Below are 16,481 nucleotides of genomic sequence, written 5' to 3' on the forward strand. Positions count from 1 at the left end.
CTCACCGATCAATCTCGCCGAACACGATGTCCATCGTGCCGATGATGGCCACGGCATCGGCCAGCATATGGCCGCGCGCCATCTCGTCCAGCGCCGCCAGATGCGAGAAGCCCGGTGCTCGGATCTTCAGGCGGTAAGGCTTGTTGGCGCCATCGCTGACGATGTAGATGCCGAACTCGCCCTTCGGGTGCTCGACCGCCGCATAGGCCTCGCCCTCGGGCACCTTGAAGCCCTCGGTAAAGAGCTTGAAGTGGTGGATCAGCTCCTCCATGTTCGACTTCATGCCGACACGGGCCGGCGGCGCCACCTTGTGGTTGTCGGTGATGACCGGGCCGGGGTTCTTGCGCAGCCAGTCCACGCATTGCTGGATGATGCGGTTCGACTGGCGCATCTCCTCGACACGCACCACATAGCGGTCGTAGGTGTCGCCGTTGGTGCCGACCGGCACATCGAAATCGATGTGGGCATAGGCATCGTAGGGCTGGGTCTTGCGCAGGTCCCAGGGGATGCCGCAGCCGCGCAGCATCGGGCCGGTCAGGCCCAGGTTCAGCGCGCGCTCGGGCGTCAGCACGCCGATGCCGACGGTGCGCTGCTTCCAGATGCGGTTGTCGGTCAGCAGGGTTTCGTAGTCGTCGACGTTCTTCGGGAAGCGCTTGCAGAAGTCCTCGATGAAGTCCAGCAAGGAGCCCGAGCGATTCTCATTGAGCATCGCAATCGTCTTGGCGTTCTTGATCTTGCTGACCTGATACTGCGGCATCACGTCCGGCAGATCGCGGTAGACGCCGCCCGGACGGAAGTAGGCCGCATGCATGCGCGCGCCCGACACCGCCTCGTACATATCGAACAGGTCCTCGCGCTCGCGGAAGGCGTAGATCAGCACATTCATCGCGCCGCAGTCCAGCCCGTGGGCGCCCAGCCACATCAGGTGGTTCAGCAGCCGGGTGATCTCGGCAAACATCACGCGGATGTACTGCGCACGGATCGGCACCTCGATGCCGAGCATCTTCTCGATCGCCAGGCAGTAGGCCTGCTCATTGGCCATCATCGACACATAGTCGAGACGGTCCATATAGGGCAGCGACTGGATATAGGTCTTGCTCTCGGCCAGCTTCTCGGTGGCGCGGTGCAGCAGGCCGATATGCGGATCGGCGCGCTGGATCACTTCGCCGTCGAGCTCCAGCACCAGGCGCAGCACGCCGTGGGCGGCCGGATGCTGAGGACCGAAATTGAGGGTGTAGTTCTTGATCTCGGCCATGGTTCAGAGTCCGCCGTAGTTTTCTTCGCGGATGATGCGCGGCGTGATCTCACGCGGCTCTATCGTCACCGGCTGGTAGATCACGCGCTTTTGCTCGGCGTCGTAGCGCATCTCGACATGGCCCGAGGTCGGGAAGTCCTTGCGCATCGGGTGACCGATGAAACCGTAATCGGTCAGGATGCGGCGCAGGTCTTCATGACCCTCGAAGATGATGCCGTAGAGATCGAACGCCTCGCGCTCGAACCAGTTGGCCGCGTTCCAGATGGGCGTCAGCGCCGCCACGAGGGGCAGGTCGTCGTCCGGGCAAAACACCTTCAGCCGCACACGCCAGTTCTTGCTGACCGACAGCAGATGGGTCGCAACGGCAAATCGTGGGCCTTCGTAGCCGCCATTGCCATAGTCGCTGTAGTCCAGGCCGCAAAGATCGATCAGCTGCTCGAACTTCAGCTCGGCGTGATCACGCAAGGTGGTCGCCACCGCCAGATAGTCGGCCGCCGCCACCTGGATGGTGATCTCGCCGAACTCGCGCTTGAGGCTCTGGATCTGGCCGCCCAGCGCTGCTTCCAGCGCGGCTTGCAGGGTGTCAAGTTTGCTCATGAATGCCTAACCTTCAGCGCGCGATGGTGTTTTCGCGGCGGATCTTGGCCTGCAGCTGCAAGATGCCGTACAGCAGCGCCTCGGCCGTCGGCGGACAGCCCGGCACATAGACATCGACCGGCACGATGCGGTCGCAGCCGCGCACCACCGAGTAGCTGTAGTGGTAGTAGCCGCCGCCGTTGGCGCAGGAGCCCATCGACAGCACCCAGCGCGGCTCGGCCATCTGGTCGTAGACCTTGCGCAGCGCCGGCGCCATCTTGTTGCACAGGGTGCCGGCCACGATCATCAGATCGGACTGCCGCGGGCTGGGCCGAAACAGCATGCCGAAGCGATCGATGTCATAACGGGCCGCGCCCGCATGCATCATCTCGACCGCACAGCAGGCCAGACCAAAAGTCATCGGCCACAACGACCCGGTCTTGGACCAGTTGATCAACTTGTCGACCGAGGTGGTGACAAAGCCCTCTTTCAAAACGCCTTCGATGCCCATGGGGTGTGCCTTCGGGTCAAGCCTTGTTTATTCCCAGTCCAGGGCGCCTTTTTTCCACTCGTAGGCAAAACCCACGACCAGAATGCCGAGGAAAATCATCATGGCCCAGAAACCCGCCGCACCAATCTCGCGCAAGGACACAGCCCAGGGAAACAGGAAAGCGATTTCCAGGTCAAACAAAATGAACAGAATGGCCACGAGGTAATAGCGCACATCGAATTTCATGCGCGCGTCTTCAAAAGCCTCGAAGCCGCATTCGTAAGGGGAGTTCTTGGCCTGATCCGGCCGGTTCGGCCCGAGCAGAAAGCCCAGCACCTGGGGCGCCACGCCGACGCCTGCGCCGACCAGGATGAAGAGGATGACGGGTAGGTACTGATCCAAGTTCATGGTTGACGCTCTAGTGATCCACCGCAGCACCTCCAGGCACCGCAGCCGAATTTCGAAAAAAAGCAACGGGCGCGCCGCCAGCGAAATCATTCGCTTACGGACCGCGCCCGCCTTGTCCCCTACAGCAAGCCTCCTCGGAGATACCCGCTGCGACAGGGCGCTTCGATCAGCAGATTCAGGGCTCCAGCCCGAAGAATGCTAACCGATTGATCTGGTGCCGTCGGCGAGACTCGAACTCGCACAGCTTTCGCCACTACCCCCTCAAGATAGCGTGTCTACCAATTTCACCACGACGGCTGTCAATTACTTTCGCTACTGTCTGGTGGCTTGAGGTTTGCTCCCAGACAGCCTCGAATTCTATACCGAAAATCCCTAGCTTCTGAAGAGCTGATGAAGGATTTTGCCAAGCTCATGCAGGTCTTGTGCGCCCTGCATGACGAGGCTCAAGGCGCTCAGTTCGAGGCAGCGGAGGCGGCCGGCAGCGCCGCAGGCACGGCGCCCGGAATCGCCGCAGCACCCGAAGCCGGCGCGCTCGCCGGCGCCGCGCGGTCCAGCACGCTCTCACCACCGGCGGCCGCGCCGGCGCGCTGGTTGCCCATATAGGCCAGCGCCAGCGTGCAGGCAAAAAACACCGTGGCGCAGATCGCCGTGCTGCGCGACAGGAAGTTGGCGCTGCCGGTGGCCCCGAACAGGCTGCCCGAGGCACCACTGCCGAAGGAGGCGCCCATGTCGGCGCCCTTGCCATGCTGCACCAGCACCAGGCCGATCATCGTCAACGCACTCAGCAACTGAACGATCAGCACCAGATTCATGAAAACTTGCATCTCAATTCACTCCAAAGATTCTTCTTGATGCCGCACACCGGCGCGGCATGTCTGTTTATTCGTCAATGTGCCGCGCGGCAGATGGCGGCAAAGTCCGCCGCCTTCAAGGCCGCGCCGCCGATCAGGCCGCCGTCGATATCGGGCTGGGCAAACAGCTGCGCGGCATTGTCGGCCTTGACGCTGCCACCATAGAGAATGCGCATTGAATCGGACTTCTGCGTGGCCGCATGCAGCTGCGTGCGCAGCACCGCATGCACCGCCTGCGCCTGTTCGGGTGAGGCGGTCAGCCCGGTACCGATGGCCCAGACCGGCTCATAGGCCAGCACGATCTCGCCGATGCAATGCGTCAGCGTGTGGATCACCGCCGCCAGCTGGCGCTTGACGACCAGCTCGGTCTGACCCGCCTCGCGTTCGGCCAGCGTTTCGCCGACGCAGACGATGGGCGTCACGCCATGCGCCAGCGCTGCCTTGGCCTTGTCGGCCACCAGCTGATCGCTCTCCTGGTGGTAGGCACGGCGCTCGGAATGACCGACGATCACATAGCGGCAGCCGATATCGGCCAGCATCGCCGACGAGACTTCGCCGGTGTAAGCGCCCTGCTCGTGTGCCGAGCAATCCTGGGCACCGAAAGCGATGGCCGCGCCGGTCAGCGCCAGCGCGGTTTCGCTGATGTAGGGAAACGGCACGCAGACCGCCACATCGGCACTCCACGGCCCCGCTTCTTTCAGACCGGCCAGCAAAAGCGCATTGGCAGCGCGGCTGCCATGCATCTTCCAGTTGCCCACGACCAGTTTCTTGCGCATCGAATACTCCAGACTTACCAGCTCAGCACGATCTTGCCGACATGCTCGCCCGACTCCATCAAGCCATGGGCGGCCGCGGCCTGATCGGCAGCAAAAGTGCGATAGATGACGGGAACGACTGCTCGCGACACCAGCAGCGGCCAGACGCGCTCACGCAGCGCGCTGGCGATGCCGGCCTTGAACGCCAGCGAGCGCGGCCGCAGGGTCGAGCCGCTGATCGTCAGCCGACGACGCAGCACGGCACCGGCATCGAACCTGGCGTCCACCCCACCCTGCACCGCGATGATGACCATGCGACCATCGTCGGCCAGGCATTGCACACCGCGCTCCACATAGGCCCCGGCCACCATGTCCAGGATCACATCGACACCACGCCCTTCGGTCGCCGCCTTGACCTCGGCGACGAAGTCCTGGGTCTTGTAGTTGATCGCGACATCGGCCCCCAGCTTCAGGCAGGCCTCGGCCTTGTCGGCAGTGCCGACCGTGACCAGCACCCGCGAGCCCAGCACCTTGGCGATCTGGATCGCCGTGACGCCGATGCCGCTGCTGCCACCATGCACCAGCAGGCTTTCGCCCGGTTGCAGGCGCGCCCGCTCGAACACATTCGACCAGACGGTGAAAAAGGTCTCCGGCAGGCTGGCGGCCTCGGCCATGCTCCAGCCCGCCGGCACCGGCAGACATTGCGCGATCGGCGCCACGCACAGCTGCGCATAGCCACCGCCAGCCACCAAGGCGCAGACGGCATCGCCCAGCTTGAGGCCGGCGGCAGCCAGCTCGGCCGCATCGCCAGCCACAATCCGGCCGGCCACCTCCAGGCCCGGCAGATCGCTGGCACCCACCGGCGGCGGATACGCCCCCTTGCGCTGCAGCACATCAGGGCGGTTGATGCCATAGGCCTCGACCGCGATCAAGAGCTCCCCAAGCCCGGCAACGGGATCAGGTCGCTCGATGAGCTGCAACACTTCGGGGCCGCCGGGGCGGCTGATGGCAATGGCCTTCATGCGTCCTTGCTTACTCTTGCGGCGCAGCGTCTTCCTGAGGAGCCGCCACCGGCGCCGCATCGCGGTCCAGCAGCGCCTTCATCGACAGCTTGATGCGACCCTTCTCATCGGTCTCCAGCACCTTGACCTTGACGATCTGGCCCTCCTTCAGGAAGTCGGTGACCTTCTCGACACGCTGATGGGCGATCTGGCTGATGTGCAGCAGGCCGTCCTTGCCGGGCAGCAGGTTCACCAGGGCACCGAAGTCCAGGATCTTGGTGATCGGGCCTTCGTAGATCTTGCCGATCTCGACTTCGGCGGTGATCTCCTGGATGCGACGCTTGGCGTGCTCGGCCTTGTCGGCATCGGTCGATGCGATCGTGATCGTGCCGTCTTCACCGATATCGATGGTCGTGCCGGTTTCCTCGGTCAGCGCGCGGATGGTGGCGCCGCCCTTGCCGATCACATCACGGATCTTTTCCGGATTGATCTTGATGGTGTACAGACGCGGCGCGAACTGCGACACCTCGGTATTGGCCACACCCATCGCCTCGACCATCTTGCCCAGGATGTGCAGACGCGCTTCCTTGGCCTGAGCCAGTGCGACCTGCATGATTTCCTTGGTGATGCCCTGGATCTTGATGTCCATCTGCAGCGCGGTGATGCCGCCGGTGGTGCCGGCCACCTTGAAGTCCATATCGCCCAGATGATCTTCATCGCCCAGGATGTCGGTCAGCACGGCGAAGCGGTTGCCGTCCTTGATCAGGCCCATCGCGATGCCGGCCACATGGGCCTTCATCGGCACGCCGGCATCCATCAGCGCCAGGCAGCCGCCGCAGACTGAAGCCATCGACGAAGAGCCGTTGGACTCGGTGATCTCCGACACCAGACGCATCGTGTAAGGGAAGTCTTCCTTGCTCGGCAGCGCGGCAATCAGCGCGCGCTTGGCCAGGCGGCCGTGACCGATTTCGCGACGCTTGGGCGTGCCGAAACGGCCTGCCTCGCCGGTGGCGAAGGGAGGCATGTTGTAGTGCAGCATGAAGCGGTCTTCGAACTCGCCGGCCAGCGCGTCGATGCGCTGCGCGTCACGGTCGGTGCCCAGCGTGGCGACCACCAGGGCCTGGGTCTCGCCGCGGGTGAACAGCGAGGAGCCGTGGGTACGCGGCAGCAGGCTGTTGCGGATTTCGATGGCGCGCACGGTGCGGGTGTCACGGCCGTCAATGCGCGGCTCGCCGGCCAGGATCTGGCCACGCACGATCTTGGCTTCGATCTCGAACAGCAGGGCTTCGATGGCGACGCTGTCGAAGGCCACGCCTTCGGCCTTCAGGGCGGTCATCACATCGGCGTAGGCCGCGCGGCAGGCCTGGGTGCGGGCCTGCTTGTTGCGGATCTGGTAGGCGGCTTCGAGCTTGGCCTTGGCCAGGCCGTCGATCTTGGCGATCAGGGCCTCGTCCTTGGCCGGCGGCTGCCAGTCCCAGGCCGGCTTGCCGGCGTCACGCACCAGCTCATTGATCGCGGCGATCGCGACATTGCCCTGCTCGTGGCCGAACACCACGGCGCCCAGCATCACTTCTTCGCTCAGGCCGGCGGCTTCGGACTCGACCATCAGCACGGCGGACTGCGTGCCGGCGACCACCAGGTCCAGCTGGCTGTCCTTCAGCGCGGTCTGACCCGGGTTCAGCACGTACTCGCCATTGACATAGCCGACACGGGCCGCACCGATGGGGCCATTGAACGGGATGCCGCTGACGGCCAGCGCGGCGCTGGTGGCGATCATCGCGGCGATGTCGGCCTGCACCTCGGGGTTCAGGCTGACGACGTGGACGATAACCTGGACTTCGTTGTAGAAGCCTTCGGGAAACAGCGGGCGGATCGGACGGTCGATCAGGCGGCAGGTCAGCGTCTCCAGCTCGCTGGGGCGACCTTCGCGCTTGAAGAAGCTGCCGGGGATCTTGCCGGCGGCATAGGACTTCTCGGTGTAGTCGACGGTCAGCGGGAAGAAGTCCTGGCCGGCCTTGGCCTCGGTCTTGGCCACCACGGTAGCCAGCACCACGGTGTCATCGATATTCACCAGCACGGCGCCGGTGGCCTGGCGAGCGATCTCGCCGGTTTCCATCGTGACGGTGTGGGCACCCCACTGGAAGGTCTTCGTGACTTTATTGAACATGCTCATGCTCATCTCCTCTTGATGTCATGCCGCTTGCGGTGCGGCTCAGGACCGGGAGTGAGACTGGGTTTGGCGGGATGCCATTCCAGAGAATCTGCTTCACATCGAACGATGCAGAGGCCTTGGAATGACACAGCAGCGCCACGTCAGCTCAACTCCAACTGAAAGCGTAAAAGACAAAGAGCCTGTGCTGGACGTTGACCCAGACAGGCTCCTTGATCTCACACGCGAATTACTTGCGCAGGCCCAGCTTCTGGATCAGCGCGACGTAACGGGCGGCGTCCTTGCGCTTCAGATAGGCCAGCAGGCTCTTGCGCGTGTTGACCATCTTCAGCAGACCACGACGACCATGGTGGTCCTTCATGTTTGCCTTGAAGTGAGGGGTCAACGAGTTGATGCGCGCGGTCAGCAGGGCCACCTGGACTTCCGGCGAGCCGGTGTCGTTGGCGCTGCGGGCGTTCGATTGAACGATTTCTGCTTTATTGATGGTCATATGCGTTTCCAGCATTCGGATTCCGCTGGAACGACGCCAGGGCCAATGCCCTGCCACGCACACAGACGGTTTCCATGGTTTTACTTGCGGTCACGGGTGAAACCGACCCGAGCCGTGCCTTGATTTCACTCATCCGGGTTCCCGTACGGGCTAGCTCGGCGAGCAAAACCTGCGGATTATAGACCAAGTCGGCGGCGCGCTTCAGCGAGCCGGCCTGGACATCTGGCATCGATGCGGCTGCTCCGCCCGGGCCTCGTCCACAAAGCGCACGGTACGGAAGCCATAGCCCGAGCCCTCGTTGTCATGGCGCGCGCCGGGCGAGCCGGCGCGCTTCATCACGCTGACGTAGAGCGGCTGGATGAACTGGTGGTCGGCCGCGCGCATCTGGCCCTGCCCGACGCCGCCCAACGTCTTGCCGTCGTACTTCAGGCCCTCCATCGCCCGGGCCACGGTCGCCACGTCCAGCGACTTCGCCCGCTCGATGCCGGCCACCAGCACCTCGACCATGGCCTGCATGCGGGCGTGAACATAATCATCCTCGGGCTTGGGAAAGCGCGCGCGGAATGCGGCGTAGAAGCGATCCGAGCTGGGCGTGCCGACATTCGGATGCCATTCGGCCACGGCCACCACCCTGTCGATGCCCGCATCACCCAAGGCGGCCGGCACACCGAGCGCATTGCCATAAAAGGTGTAGAAGCGCGCATTCAGCCCCACATCCTTGGCCGCCTTGATCAGCAGGGTCAGATCATTGCCCCAGTTGCCGGTCAGCACCGCCTGTGCGCCGCTGGCCTTGATCTTGGTGACATAGGGCATGAAGTCCTTGACCCGGCCGACCGGGTGCAGCTCGTCGCCGACGATCTCGATATCGGGCCGCTTGGCCGCCAGCATCTCGCGACCCTGCCTCAGCACATGCTGGCCGAAGCTGTAGTCCTGGCCGATCAGGTAGAGCTTCTTGATCGAGGCGTCCTCGCGCAACTCGTCGGTCAGCGCGGCCAGACGCATATCGGCATGGGCATCGAAGCGGAAATGCCAGAAGCTGCATTTCTCGTTGGTCAGCGCCGGATCGACCGCCGAGTAGTTCAGGAACAGCGCGCGCTGCTGCGGTTCGCGCTCGTTGTGCTTGTTCAAGGCATCGATCAAGGCGGCGGCCGTGGCCGAGCTATTGCCCTGCAGCACGAACGAGGCCTTCTGATCGACGGCCGAGCGCAGCATGGACAGCGCTTCCTCGGTCGCCCCCTTGCTGTCCAGCCGCAGCAACTGCAAGGGCCGCGCACCGCCCGGCAGCTTGACGCCACCCCGCGCGTTGACACGCTCGGTGGCCCAGACCAGGTTGCGATAGACCGCCTCGCCGGCATTGCCGAAGGGACCGGACAGGCCCTCGATCAAGGCCAGCTTGATCGGTTCGGCGGCACCGGCCATCAGCGGCGCGGCCAGCAAAAGGGCGGCCAGATGGTGACGAGAAGGGAAGTTCCAAGCCATGAGGAAGTGAATTTTTGAGGGCTATTGAATTGAGAAAAGCCGCGCCAAGCTTGGTTGGCATGGGGGCTGCGCCCTGAAAGATCCAGCAGCGATTTTTTCCGCCATCTCATTGTAGGAGCTGCCATGTTTGTGATTCCCGTGTCCCGTCATTCCGCCGATCTGTCGCGCCACATCGAGCGCCTGTTCAACACTGATCGGGACGCCGTCGCCTTGCGCAGCCCGGCGCTGGACGTCAGCGAGACCGATGCCGCCTACACCTTGCAGCTCGATCTGCCGGGCGTGGCCAAGGAGTCAGTCAAGATCAAGATCGAGGGCCGCCGCGTCAGCATCGATGCCGAGCAGACCCGCGCCGCCGACAAGGCCGAGGGCGAGCGGGTGCTGTACCGCGAGCGTTCGGTGACGCGCTTTTCGCGCACGCTGGCCCTGCCTCAGGAGCTCAACAAGAATGACTCCACCGCCAAGCTGGACAACGGTGTGCTGACCCTGACCCTGGTCAAGCGCCAGCCGGACAATGCCGGCGAACTCAGCGTCAGCTGAGCCGAGTCAGGGCGAGCCGAGCGCCCAGCGCGGGCGCACCTCGAAACCACCGCCCTGCGGTTGCAGCGTCGCCATGCCGCGCTGCAGCCGCATCGCGGCGGCCATCGCAATCATCGCGCCGTTGTCTGTGCACAGACTCAGCTCCGGGTAGTGCACGCGCACGCCGCGCTTGGCGCAGGCGATGTTCAGCTGCTGGCGCAGCAGGCTGTTGGCACCGACACCGCCGGCCACCACCAGGCGTTTGAGCCCGGTGTTCTTCAGCGCCAGCAGCGACTTCGTCACCAGCACCTCGACGATGGCGGCCTGGGTCGAGGCCGCCAGATCGGCGCGCTGCTGATCGCTCGGGCCTTCGCCGAGCTTCTTCACCTGCGTCAGCACCGCCGTCTTCAAGCCGGCAAAGCTGAAGTCGGGCTTGCCGCTGTGCAGCAGCGGGCGCGGCAGCGCAAACGCTGCGGGGTCGCCCTGCTCGGCCAGCCGGGCCAGATGCGGGCCGCCGGGATAGGGCAGGCCCAGCAGCTTGGCGCTCTTGTCGAAGGCCTCACCGGCCGCATCATCGATGGTCTCGCCCAGGATCTCGTACTGGCCGACATCATCGACCCGCATCAGTTGCGTATGGCCACCCGACACCAGCAAAGCGACGAAGGGGAACTCGGGCGCATCGACCGACAGAAAGGGCGACAGCAGATGGCCTTCCAGATGGTGTACGCCCAGGGTCGGCTTGCCCAGCGAGGCCGCCAGCGACACCGCGACACCGGCGCCCACCAGCAGCGCCCCGGCAAGACCCGGCCCCTGGGTATAGGCGATCACATCGACATCGGCCAGCTCGACGCCGGCCGCAGCCAGCACCTCGCGCGTCAGCGGCAGCACGCGGCGGATATGGTCGCGCGAGGCCAATTCGGGCACGACACCGCCATAGGCCTGGTGCATGCTGATCTGGCTGTGCAGGGCCTGGGCCAGCAAGGTAGGCACGCCCTGGGCACCCGGCTCTGGCACATCGACCAAGGCCACGCCGGTCTCATCGCAGGACGACTCGAAGCCCAGGACCTTCATGTTCAGTGATTCTCTTTGGCGTGATTGATCGAGTACTTCGGTATCTCGATGGTCACGTCTGCTTGCCCCAGGATGGCCTGGCAGCTCAGACGCGAATCGGGCTCCAGGCCCCAGGCACGGTCCAGCATGTCTTCCTCGCCCTCCTCCATCTCGGACAGCGTGCGGCCACCTTCGCGCACGATCACATGGCAGGTGGTGCAGGCGCAGACTTGGTCGCAGGCATGCTCGATCTCGATATGGTTGTCCAGCAGCGCCTCGCAGATCGAGGTACCGGCCGGCGCCGTCACGGTCTTGCCCTGCGGGCAGTACTCGGCATGGGGAAGGATTTTGATGATGGGCATGGAGCTTCCCCTGTTTACATCTGTTCGATATTGCGGCCGGTCAGCGCCTGCTGAATGCCACGATTCATGCGCTCGGCAGCGAAGGCTTCGGTGCCCTTGGCCAGGGTCTCGACGGCCGCATTGATCGCATCCGCATCCTCGCCCTCGGCGGCCAGGGCCAGCTGCTTCAGCAACTCGGCCACGGCAGCACGCTGCGCCTCGTCCAGCAGATCGCCATCGGCCGCCAGCGCCGACTGCGTGGCCAGCATCATGCGCTCGGCCTCGACACGGGCCTCACGCAGCTTGCGCGCCTGCATATCCGATTCGGCGCTGGCAAAACCGTCCTTCAGCATGCCGGCGATCCGATCGTCACTCAGGCCGTAGCTCGGCTTGACCTGAACCGCCGCCTCGACACCCGAGCCCAGTTCCTTGGCCGAGACGCTCAGCAAGCCGTCGGCATCGACCTGGAAGGTGACACGGATGCGCGCGGCACCGGCCACCATGGCCGGAATGCCGCGCAGCTCGAAGCGCGCCAGCGAACGGCACTCGCTGACCAGCTCGCGCTCACCCTGCAAGACATGGACCGCCATCGCGGTCTGCCCGTCCTTGAAGGTCGTGAAGTCCTGCGCCTTGGCCACCGGAATCGTCGCATTGCGCTCGATGATGCGCTCGACCAGACCACCCATGGTCTCCAGACCCAGCGACAGCGGAATCACATCCAGCAGCAGGATCTCGCCATCGGCCGCATTGCCGGCCAGCTGATTGGCCTGGATGGCCGCCCCCAGCGCGACAACCTCGTCGGGATTCAGGTTCGTCAAAACCTCACGGCCGAACAGCTGACCGACTGCGGCGCGCACGCCGGGCATGCGGGTCGAACCGCCGACCATCACCGTACCCTGCACCTCCTCGGCCTTCAGCCTGGCGTCGCGCAGCACCCGCTTGACGGCGGCCAGCGTCTTGTCGACCAAGGGTTTGGTCAGCGCATCGAACTGCTCGCGGCTGAGCGCGATATCGAGCGCACCCGCATCCAGCGCGCACTGCAGCCGGGTCTGCGGCGCATCGGACAACGCCTCCTTGGCCAGGCGCGCGGCCATCAGCACCGCACGCTTGTCATGCGAGCTGACGGTCTCCAGCCCGGCTTCGGCCAGCGCCCAGTCGGCCAGCAGGCGATCGAAGTCGTCGCCGCCCAGGGCCGCATCGCCGCCGGTCGCCACCACCTCGAAGACACCGCGCGTCAGGCGCAGCAGCGAGATGTCGAAGGTGCCGCCGCCGAGGTCATAGACCGCGTACAAGCCCTCGCTGGCATTGTCCAGGCCATAGGCGATGGCCGCAGCGGTGGGCTCGTTGATCAGGCGCAGCACATTCAGGCCGGCCAGTTGCGCGGCATCCTTGGTGGCCTGGCGCTGGGCATCGTCGAAGTAGGCCGGCACCGTGATCACGGCACCGAAGATGTCGTCGGCAAAGCTGTCCTCGGCACGGAAGCGCAAGGTCGCCAGGATCTCGGCCGAGACCTCGACCGGCGACTTCAGACCGTCGCGCGTCGCGATCGACAGCATGCCCGGCGTGTCCTCGAAGCGGTAAGGCAGCTTGTCGCGGTTGGCGACATCGGCCAGCGAGCGGCCCATGAAACGCTTGACCGAGACGATGGTGTTCTCCGGATCGTCGGCCTGGGCTTCGAAGGCGGCCGCGCCGATCTGGCGCCGCCCGTCCTCCAGATAGCGCACGGCCGAGGGCAGGATGACGCGCCCCTGCTCGTCGGGCAGGCATTCGGCCACACCATGGCGCACCGAGGCCACCAGCGAATGGGTCGTGCCCAGATCGATGCCCACCGCGATGCGGCGTTCATGCGGGTTGGGCGATTGCCCGGGTTCGGAAATCTGCAACAAAGCCATGTTTACTGTCCTAGGGCGTCCAGCCTCTTGTCGATATCGGCGCGGAATCGGGCGATGAACATCAGGGCCCGGACCTGTTCGGCCGCCGCCGGCGCGTCGTCCGCCTCATCGAGCAGGCGCTGCACATCGGCCAGCAAGCCGCGCTCGCGCTGCGCGACCTCGGCATCCAGGGCCTCGACCGCGGCCAGGCCGTCCGCCTCGTCCAAGGCCTCGCGCCAACTCATCTGCTCCATCAAGAAGGCCGTCGGCATGCGGGTGTTCTCGTTGACCAGCAGCGGCACGCCGCGCAACTCGCACAGATAGGCGGCGCGCTGGAGCGGGTCGCGCAGGCGCTGGTAGGCCTCATTGACGCGCACGGCCCATTGCATCGCCAGCCGCTGCGACGATGCGCCCTCGGCGGCGAACTTGTCGGGATGAACCTGGGCCTGCAAGGCCTTCCAGCGCGCATCGATCTCGACACGCTCTTGGGCCTGGCGCTCGGGCAGGCCAAACAGCTTGAAGTCGTTGTCGTCGAGTCGCATGCGATGAAGCTTGTTTACAAAACAGCCAAGAAAAAAGCGCGGCTGATGGCCGCGCCCTGCGATGGAGCCGCGATTTTAGACGCGGAAGGATTCACCGCAGCCGCAGCGGTCTTTCTCGCGCGGGTTGCGAAACTTGAAGCCCTCGTTGAGGCCTTCGCGCACGAAATCCAGCTCGGTGCCTTCCAGATAGGGCAGGCTTTTGGGGTCGATCAGGATCTTGACGCCATGACCCTCGAAGATCACATCCTCCGGCGTCACATCGTCGGCGTACTCGAGCTTGTAAGCCAGGCCCGAGCAGCCAGTGGTCTTGACGCCCAGACGCACGCCCACGCCGCGCCCGCGTTTGGCGATATAGCGCGTCACATGGCGCGCGGCCGCCTCGGTCAGAGTCACAGACATGCTGCTGATCCCTTACTGCGTGTGCTTGGCGCGGTAGTCATCGACCGCTGCCTTGATCGCGTCTTCGGCCAGGATGGAGCAGTGGATCTTGACCGGCGGCAGGGCCAGCTCTTCGGCGATCAAGGTGTTCTTGATCTCCAGCGCCTGGTCCAGCGTCTTGCCCTTGACCCACTCGGTCACCAGCGAGCTCGACGCGATCGCCGAGCCGCAGCCATAGGTCTTGAACTTGGCATCCTCGATCAGCCCGGTGGCCGGGTTGACCTTGATCTGCAGCTTCATCACATCGCCGCAGGCCGGCGCGCCGACCATGCCGGTGCCGACCGAATCGTCGCCCTTCTCGAAGGCACCGACATTGCGGGGGTTTTCGTAGTGATCAACAACTTTTTCACTGTAGGCCATGATTGTTCTCCAACGTATTTCTGAGGTTCAGTGGGCGGTCCACTGGATCGTGCTGATGTCTATGCCATCCTTGTACATATCCCACAGTGGCGATAGCTCACGCAGCTTGGCGACGCGGTCTTTCAGTACCGTCACCGCATAGTCGATCTCTTCGACCGTCGTGAAGCGGCCGATGGTCATGCGCAGCGAGGAGTGCGCCAGCTCGTCGCTGCGGCCCAGCGCGCGCAAGACATAGCTGGGTTCCAGGCTGGCCGAGGTGCAGGCCGAGCCGGACGACACCGCCAGGCCCTTGACGCCCATGATCAGCGACTCGCCTTCCACATAGTTGAAGGAGATGTTCAGGTTGTGCGGCACGCGCTTTTCCAGGTCGCCGTTGACGAAGACCTGCTCGATGCCGCTGAGGCCGTCCAGCAGGCGCTGGTGCAGCATGCGGATGCGTGCGCCCTCCTCGGCCATCTCGTTCTTGGCGATCTCGAAAGCCAGGCCCATGCCGACGATCTGGTGGGTGGCCAGGGTGCCCGAGCGCATGCCGCGCTCATGGCCGCCACCGTGCATCTGGGCTTCCAGGCGCACGCGCGGCTTGCGGCGCACGAACAGCGCGCCGATGCCCTTGGGGCCATAGGTCTTGTGCGAGGCCAGGCTCATCAGGTCGATGGGCAGCTGGGTCACATCGATCGCGATCTTGCCGGTGGCCTGGGCCGCATCGACATGGAAGATGATGCCCTTCTCGCGGCAGATATTGCCGATCGCGACCACGTCCTGGATCACACCGATCTCGTTGTTCACAAACAGCACCGAGGCCAGGATGGTGTCGGGACGCAGCGCGGCCTTGAACTTGTCCAGATCCAGCAGGCCGTTTTCCTGCACATCCAGATAGGTGACCTCAAAGCCCTGGCGTTCCAGCTCGCGGCAGGTGTCCAGCGTGGCCTTGTGCTCGGTCTTCAGGGTGATGATGTGCTTGCCGCGCGTCTTATAGAACTGCGCCGCGCCCTTGACCGCCAGATTGATCGACTCGGTTGCGCCAGATGTCCAGACGATTTCGCGCGGGTCGGCATTGATCAGCGAGGCGACCTGCTCGCGCGCCTTCTCGACCGCCGCTTCCGCTTCCCAGCCCCAGGCATGGCTGCGTGAGGCCGGATTGCCGAAATGCTCGCGCAACCAGGGGATCATCGCTTCGACCACGCGCGGGTCCACCGGCGTCGTCGCGCCATAGTCCAGATAGATGGGGAAGTGGGGCGTCATGTCCATGAGATGCGACTGCTTTTGATTTGTTGGATTACTTGTTGAAGGCGTTGCCGAGGGCAAACACCGAATTCGGCGCGGTGATGCGGATGGGCTTGACCACCGGCGTCGTCGAGATCGCCCGCTTGATCGGCGCTTCCTCTATCGTGACGCCCTTGGCCAACTGGTCCTCGACCAGCTTGCGCAGCGACACCGAGTCGAGATACTCGATCATCTTGGCGTTCAGGCTGGTCCAGAGCTCATGCGTGATGCATTTGCCGGTGTCCTCGCCCATGCAGTTTTCCTTGCCGCCGCAGCCGGTCGCGTCGATCGGCTCATCGACCGCGACGATGATGTCGGCCACCGTGATCTCGTCGGACTTGCGGCCCAGCGAGTAACCGCCGCCGGGTCCACGCGTGCTTTCGACCAGCTCGTGCCGGCGCAGCTTGCCGAACAGCTGTTCCAGATAGGACAGCGAGATCTGCTGGCGCTGGCTGATCGCCGCCAGCGCGACCGGGCCGCCGTTTTCACGCAGCGCCAAATCGATCATCGCGGTGACAGCGAATCGACCTTTGGTTGTGAGACGCATGAGACTCTCCTTCGGTCCAACAGACCATGGGGCGGTACAACAACAAAACCAGCAAGCTGAGCGACCCGGCACCCGCCC

19 protein-coding genes and 1 tRNA gene are annotated in these 16,481 nt (G+C 64.4%); 1 reads left to right on the top strand and 19 read right to left on the bottom strand.

The window, feature by feature from the left end:
- Window position 1: 1 nt before the first annotated feature.
- The 11 genes from O5M90_RS03540 to O5M90_RS03590 form a co-directional block, all read right to left on the bottom strand.
- The gene (locus O5M90_RS03540) at window positions 2-1,255 is read right to left on the bottom strand and encodes an NADH-quinone oxidoreductase subunit D (RefSeq protein ID WP_137943529.1); all 1,254 of its coding nucleotides are present in this window, start codon (window positions 1,253-1,255) and stop codon (window positions 2-4) included.
- Window positions 1,256-1,258: 3 nt separating this feature from the next.
- Window positions 1,259-1,852 carry an NADH-quinone oxidoreductase subunit C gene (locus tag O5M90_RS03545; RefSeq protein ID WP_137943530.1) on the bottom strand — a complete coding sequence of 198 codons (594 nt, stop codon included), beginning with the start codon at window positions 1,850-1,852 and terminating at the stop codon, window positions 1,259-1,261.
- 13 nt (window positions 1,853-1,865) lie between these two features.
- On the bottom strand, window positions 1,866-2,342 hold the full coding sequence (locus O5M90_RS03550; protein ID WP_046113908.1) for a NuoB/complex I 20 kDa subunit family protein: 477 nt from the start codon (window positions 2,340-2,342) through the stop codon (window positions 1,866-1,868).
- A gap of 27 nt (window positions 2,343-2,369) precedes the next feature.
- Window positions 2,370-2,729, bottom strand: a complete 360-nt coding sequence (locus tag O5M90_RS03555; protein WP_137943531.1) for an NADH-quinone oxidoreductase subunit A — start codon at window positions 2,727-2,729, stop codon at window positions 2,370-2,372.
- A gap of 212 nt (window positions 2,730-2,941) precedes the next feature.
- Window positions 2,942-3,026: transfer RNA gene (locus O5M90_RS03560), tRNA-Leu, on the bottom strand.
- 155 nt (window positions 3,027-3,181) lie between these two features.
- Window positions 3,182-3,553, bottom strand: a complete 372-nt coding sequence (gene secG / locus O5M90_RS03565) for a preprotein translocase subunit SecG (RefSeq protein ID WP_269841419.1) — start codon at window positions 3,551-3,553, stop codon at window positions 3,182-3,184.
- Between the two features lie 62 nt (window positions 3,554-3,615).
- The gene (gene tpiA / locus O5M90_RS03570; RefSeq protein WP_137943533.1) at window positions 3,616-4,356 is read right to left on the bottom strand and encodes a triose-phosphate isomerase; all 741 of its coding nucleotides are present in this window, start codon (window positions 4,354-4,356) and stop codon (window positions 3,616-3,618) included.
- A 14-nt stretch (window positions 4,357-4,370) separates the two neighbouring features.
- Entirely contained in the window at window positions 4,371-5,357 is a 987-nt protein-coding gene (locus O5M90_RS03575; RefSeq protein WP_269841418.1) for an NAD(P)H-quinone oxidoreductase, read from the bottom strand.
- Window positions 5,358-5,367: 10 nt separating this feature from the next.
- Window positions 5,368-7,509, bottom strand: a complete 2,142-nt coding sequence (gene pnp, locus O5M90_RS03580; protein WP_137943535.1) for a polyribonucleotide nucleotidyltransferase — start codon at window positions 7,507-7,509, stop codon at window positions 5,368-5,370.
- A 226-nt stretch (window positions 7,510-7,735) separates the two neighbouring features.
- Window positions 7,736-7,996 (bottom strand): 30S ribosomal protein S15, encoded by a 261-nt coding sequence (gene rpsO / locus O5M90_RS03585; protein ID WP_262972797.1) that lies wholly within the window; start codon window positions 7,994-7,996, stop codon window positions 7,736-7,738.
- Between the two features lie 201 nt (window positions 7,997-8,197).
- Entirely contained in the window at window positions 8,198-9,475 is a 1,278-nt protein-coding gene (locus O5M90_RS03590; protein WP_440401814.1) for a branched-chain amino acid ABC transporter substrate-binding protein, read from the bottom strand.
- 123 nt (window positions 9,476-9,598) lie between these two features.
- Between O5M90_RS03590 and O5M90_RS03595 the strand changes: the two genes are divergently transcribed.
- Window positions 9,599-10,012 carry an Hsp20/alpha crystallin family protein gene (locus O5M90_RS03595; protein WP_269841417.1) on the top strand — a complete coding sequence of 138 codons (414 nt, stop codon included), beginning with the start codon at window positions 9,599-9,601 and terminating at the stop codon, window positions 10,010-10,012.
- A gap of 6 nt (window positions 10,013-10,018) precedes the next feature.
- Here O5M90_RS03595 and tsaD read toward each other — a convergent pair whose 3' ends face one another.
- The 8 genes from tsaD to O5M90_RS03635 all read right to left on the bottom strand — a co-directional run bounded on the left by tsaD (window position 10,019) and on the right by O5M90_RS03635 (window position 16,403).
- Window positions 10,019-11,062: a tRNA (adenosine(37)-N6)-threonylcarbamoyltransferase complex transferase subunit TsaD gene (gene tsaD / locus O5M90_RS03600; protein WP_269841416.1), complete on the bottom strand. Its 1,044-nt coding sequence runs from the start codon at window positions 11,060-11,062 to the stop codon at window positions 10,019-10,021.
- A gap of 2 nt (window positions 11,063-11,064) precedes the next feature.
- Entirely contained in the window at window positions 11,065-11,403 is a 339-nt protein-coding gene (gene fdx, locus O5M90_RS03605; RefSeq protein WP_137943540.1) for an ISC system 2Fe-2S type ferredoxin, read from the bottom strand.
- 14 nt (window positions 11,404-11,417) lie between these two features.
- Entirely contained in the window at window positions 11,418-13,274 is a 1,857-nt protein-coding gene (hscA, locus tag O5M90_RS03610; RefSeq protein WP_269841415.1) for a Fe-S protein assembly chaperone HscA, read from the bottom strand.
- Window positions 13,275-13,276: 2 nt separating this feature from the next.
- The gene (gene hscB, locus O5M90_RS03615; protein ID WP_269841414.1) at window positions 13,277-13,795 is read right to left on the bottom strand and encodes a Fe-S protein assembly co-chaperone HscB; all 519 of its coding nucleotides are present in this window, start codon (window positions 13,793-13,795) and stop codon (window positions 13,277-13,279) included.
- A gap of 75 nt (window positions 13,796-13,870) precedes the next feature.
- Entirely contained in the window at window positions 13,871-14,194 is a 324-nt protein-coding gene (iscA, locus tag O5M90_RS03620) for an iron-sulfur cluster assembly protein IscA (protein WP_137943543.1), read from the bottom strand.
- A 12-nt stretch (window positions 14,195-14,206) separates the two neighbouring features.
- The gene (gene iscU / locus O5M90_RS03625) at window positions 14,207-14,593 is read right to left on the bottom strand and encodes a Fe-S cluster assembly scaffold IscU (RefSeq protein ID WP_137943544.1); all 387 of its coding nucleotides are present in this window, start codon (window positions 14,591-14,593) and stop codon (window positions 14,207-14,209) included.
- 27 nt (window positions 14,594-14,620) lie between these two features.
- Window positions 14,621-15,841: an IscS subfamily cysteine desulfurase gene (locus tag O5M90_RS03630; protein ID WP_269841413.1), complete on the bottom strand. Its 1,221-nt coding sequence runs from the start codon at window positions 15,839-15,841 to the stop codon at window positions 14,621-14,623.
- Window positions 15,842-15,869: 28 nt separating this feature from the next.
- Window positions 15,870-16,403: a Fe-S cluster assembly transcription factor gene (locus O5M90_RS03635; protein ID WP_137943546.1), complete on the bottom strand. Its 534-nt coding sequence runs from the start codon at window positions 16,401-16,403 to the stop codon at window positions 15,870-15,872.
- Between the last annotated feature and the right edge of the window lie 78 nt (window positions 16,404-16,481).

The sequence above is a fragment of the Paucibacter sp. M5-1 genome (assembly GCF_027498415.2).
Lineage (GTDB): Bacteria > Pseudomonadota > Gammaproteobacteria > Burkholderiales > Burkholderiaceae_C > Roseateles_E.

Coding starts and splice junctions, on each gene's coding strand:
- iscA (WP_137943543.1), bottom strand. CDS start 14,194: ATGTCTGTGACTCTGACCGAGGCGGCCGCGCGCCATGTGACGCGCTAT.
- O5M90_RS03595 (WP_269841417.1), top strand. CDS start 9,599: ATGTTTGTGATTCCCGTGTCCCGTCATTCCGCCGATCTGTCGCGCCAC.
- tpiA (WP_137943533.1), bottom strand. CDS start 4,356: ATGCGCAAGAAACTGGTCGTGGGCAACTGGAAGATGCATGGCAGCCGC.
- secG (WP_269841419.1), bottom strand. CDS start 3,553: ATGCAAGTTTTCATGAATCTGGTGCTGATCGTTCAGTTGCTGAGTGCG.
- O5M90_RS03630 (WP_269841413.1), bottom strand. CDS start 15,841: ATGGACATGACGCCCCACTTCCCCATCTATCTGGACTATGGCGCGACG.
- O5M90_RS03635 (WP_137943546.1), bottom strand. CDS start 16,403: ATGCGTCTCACAACCAAAGGTCGATTCGCTGTCACCGCGATGATCGAT.
- O5M90_RS03540 (WP_137943529.1), bottom strand. CDS start 1,255: ATGGCCGAGATCAAGAACTACACCCTCAATTTCGGTCCTCAGCATCCG.
- O5M90_RS03555 (WP_137943531.1), bottom strand. CDS start 2,729: ATGAACTTGGATCAGTACCTACCCGTCATCCTCTTCATCCTGGTCGGC.
- fdx (WP_137943540.1), bottom strand. CDS start 11,403: ATGCCCATCATCAAAATCCTTCCCCATGCCGAGTACTGCCCGCAGGGC.
- rpsO (WP_262972797.1), bottom strand. CDS start 7,996: ATGACCATCAATAAAGCAGAAATCGTTCAATCGAACGCCCGCAGCGCC.
- O5M90_RS03575 (WP_269841418.1), bottom strand. CDS start 5,357: ATGAAGGCCATTGCCATCAGCCGCCCCGGCGGCCCCGAAGTGTTGCAG.
- O5M90_RS03550 (WP_046113908.1), bottom strand. CDS start 2,342: ATGGGCATCGAAGGCGTTTTGAAAGAGGGCTTTGTCACCACCTCGGTC.
- hscB (WP_269841414.1), bottom strand. CDS start 13,795: ATGCGACTCGACGACAACGACTTCAAGCTGTTTGGCCTGCCCGAGCGC.
- O5M90_RS03545 (WP_137943530.1), bottom strand. CDS start 1,852: ATGAGCAAACTTGACACCCTGCAAGCCGCGCTGGAAGCAGCGCTGGGC.
- tsaD (WP_269841416.1), bottom strand. CDS start 11,062: ATGAAGGTCCTGGGCTTCGAGTCGTCCTGCGATGAGACCGGCGTGGCC.
- pnp (WP_137943535.1), bottom strand. CDS start 7,509: ATGAGCATGTTCAATAAAGTCACGAAGACCTTCCAGTGGGGTGCCCAC.
- iscU (WP_137943544.1), bottom strand. CDS start 14,593: ATGGCCTACAGTGAAAAAGTTGTTGATCACTACGAAAACCCCCGCAAT.
- O5M90_RS03590 (WP_440401814.1), bottom strand. CDS start 9,475: ATGGCTTGGAACTTCCCTTCTCGTCACCATCTGGCCGCCCTTTTGCTG.
- hscA (WP_269841415.1), bottom strand. CDS start 13,274: ATGGCTTTGTTGCAGATTTCCGAACCCGGGCAATCGCCCAACCCGCAT.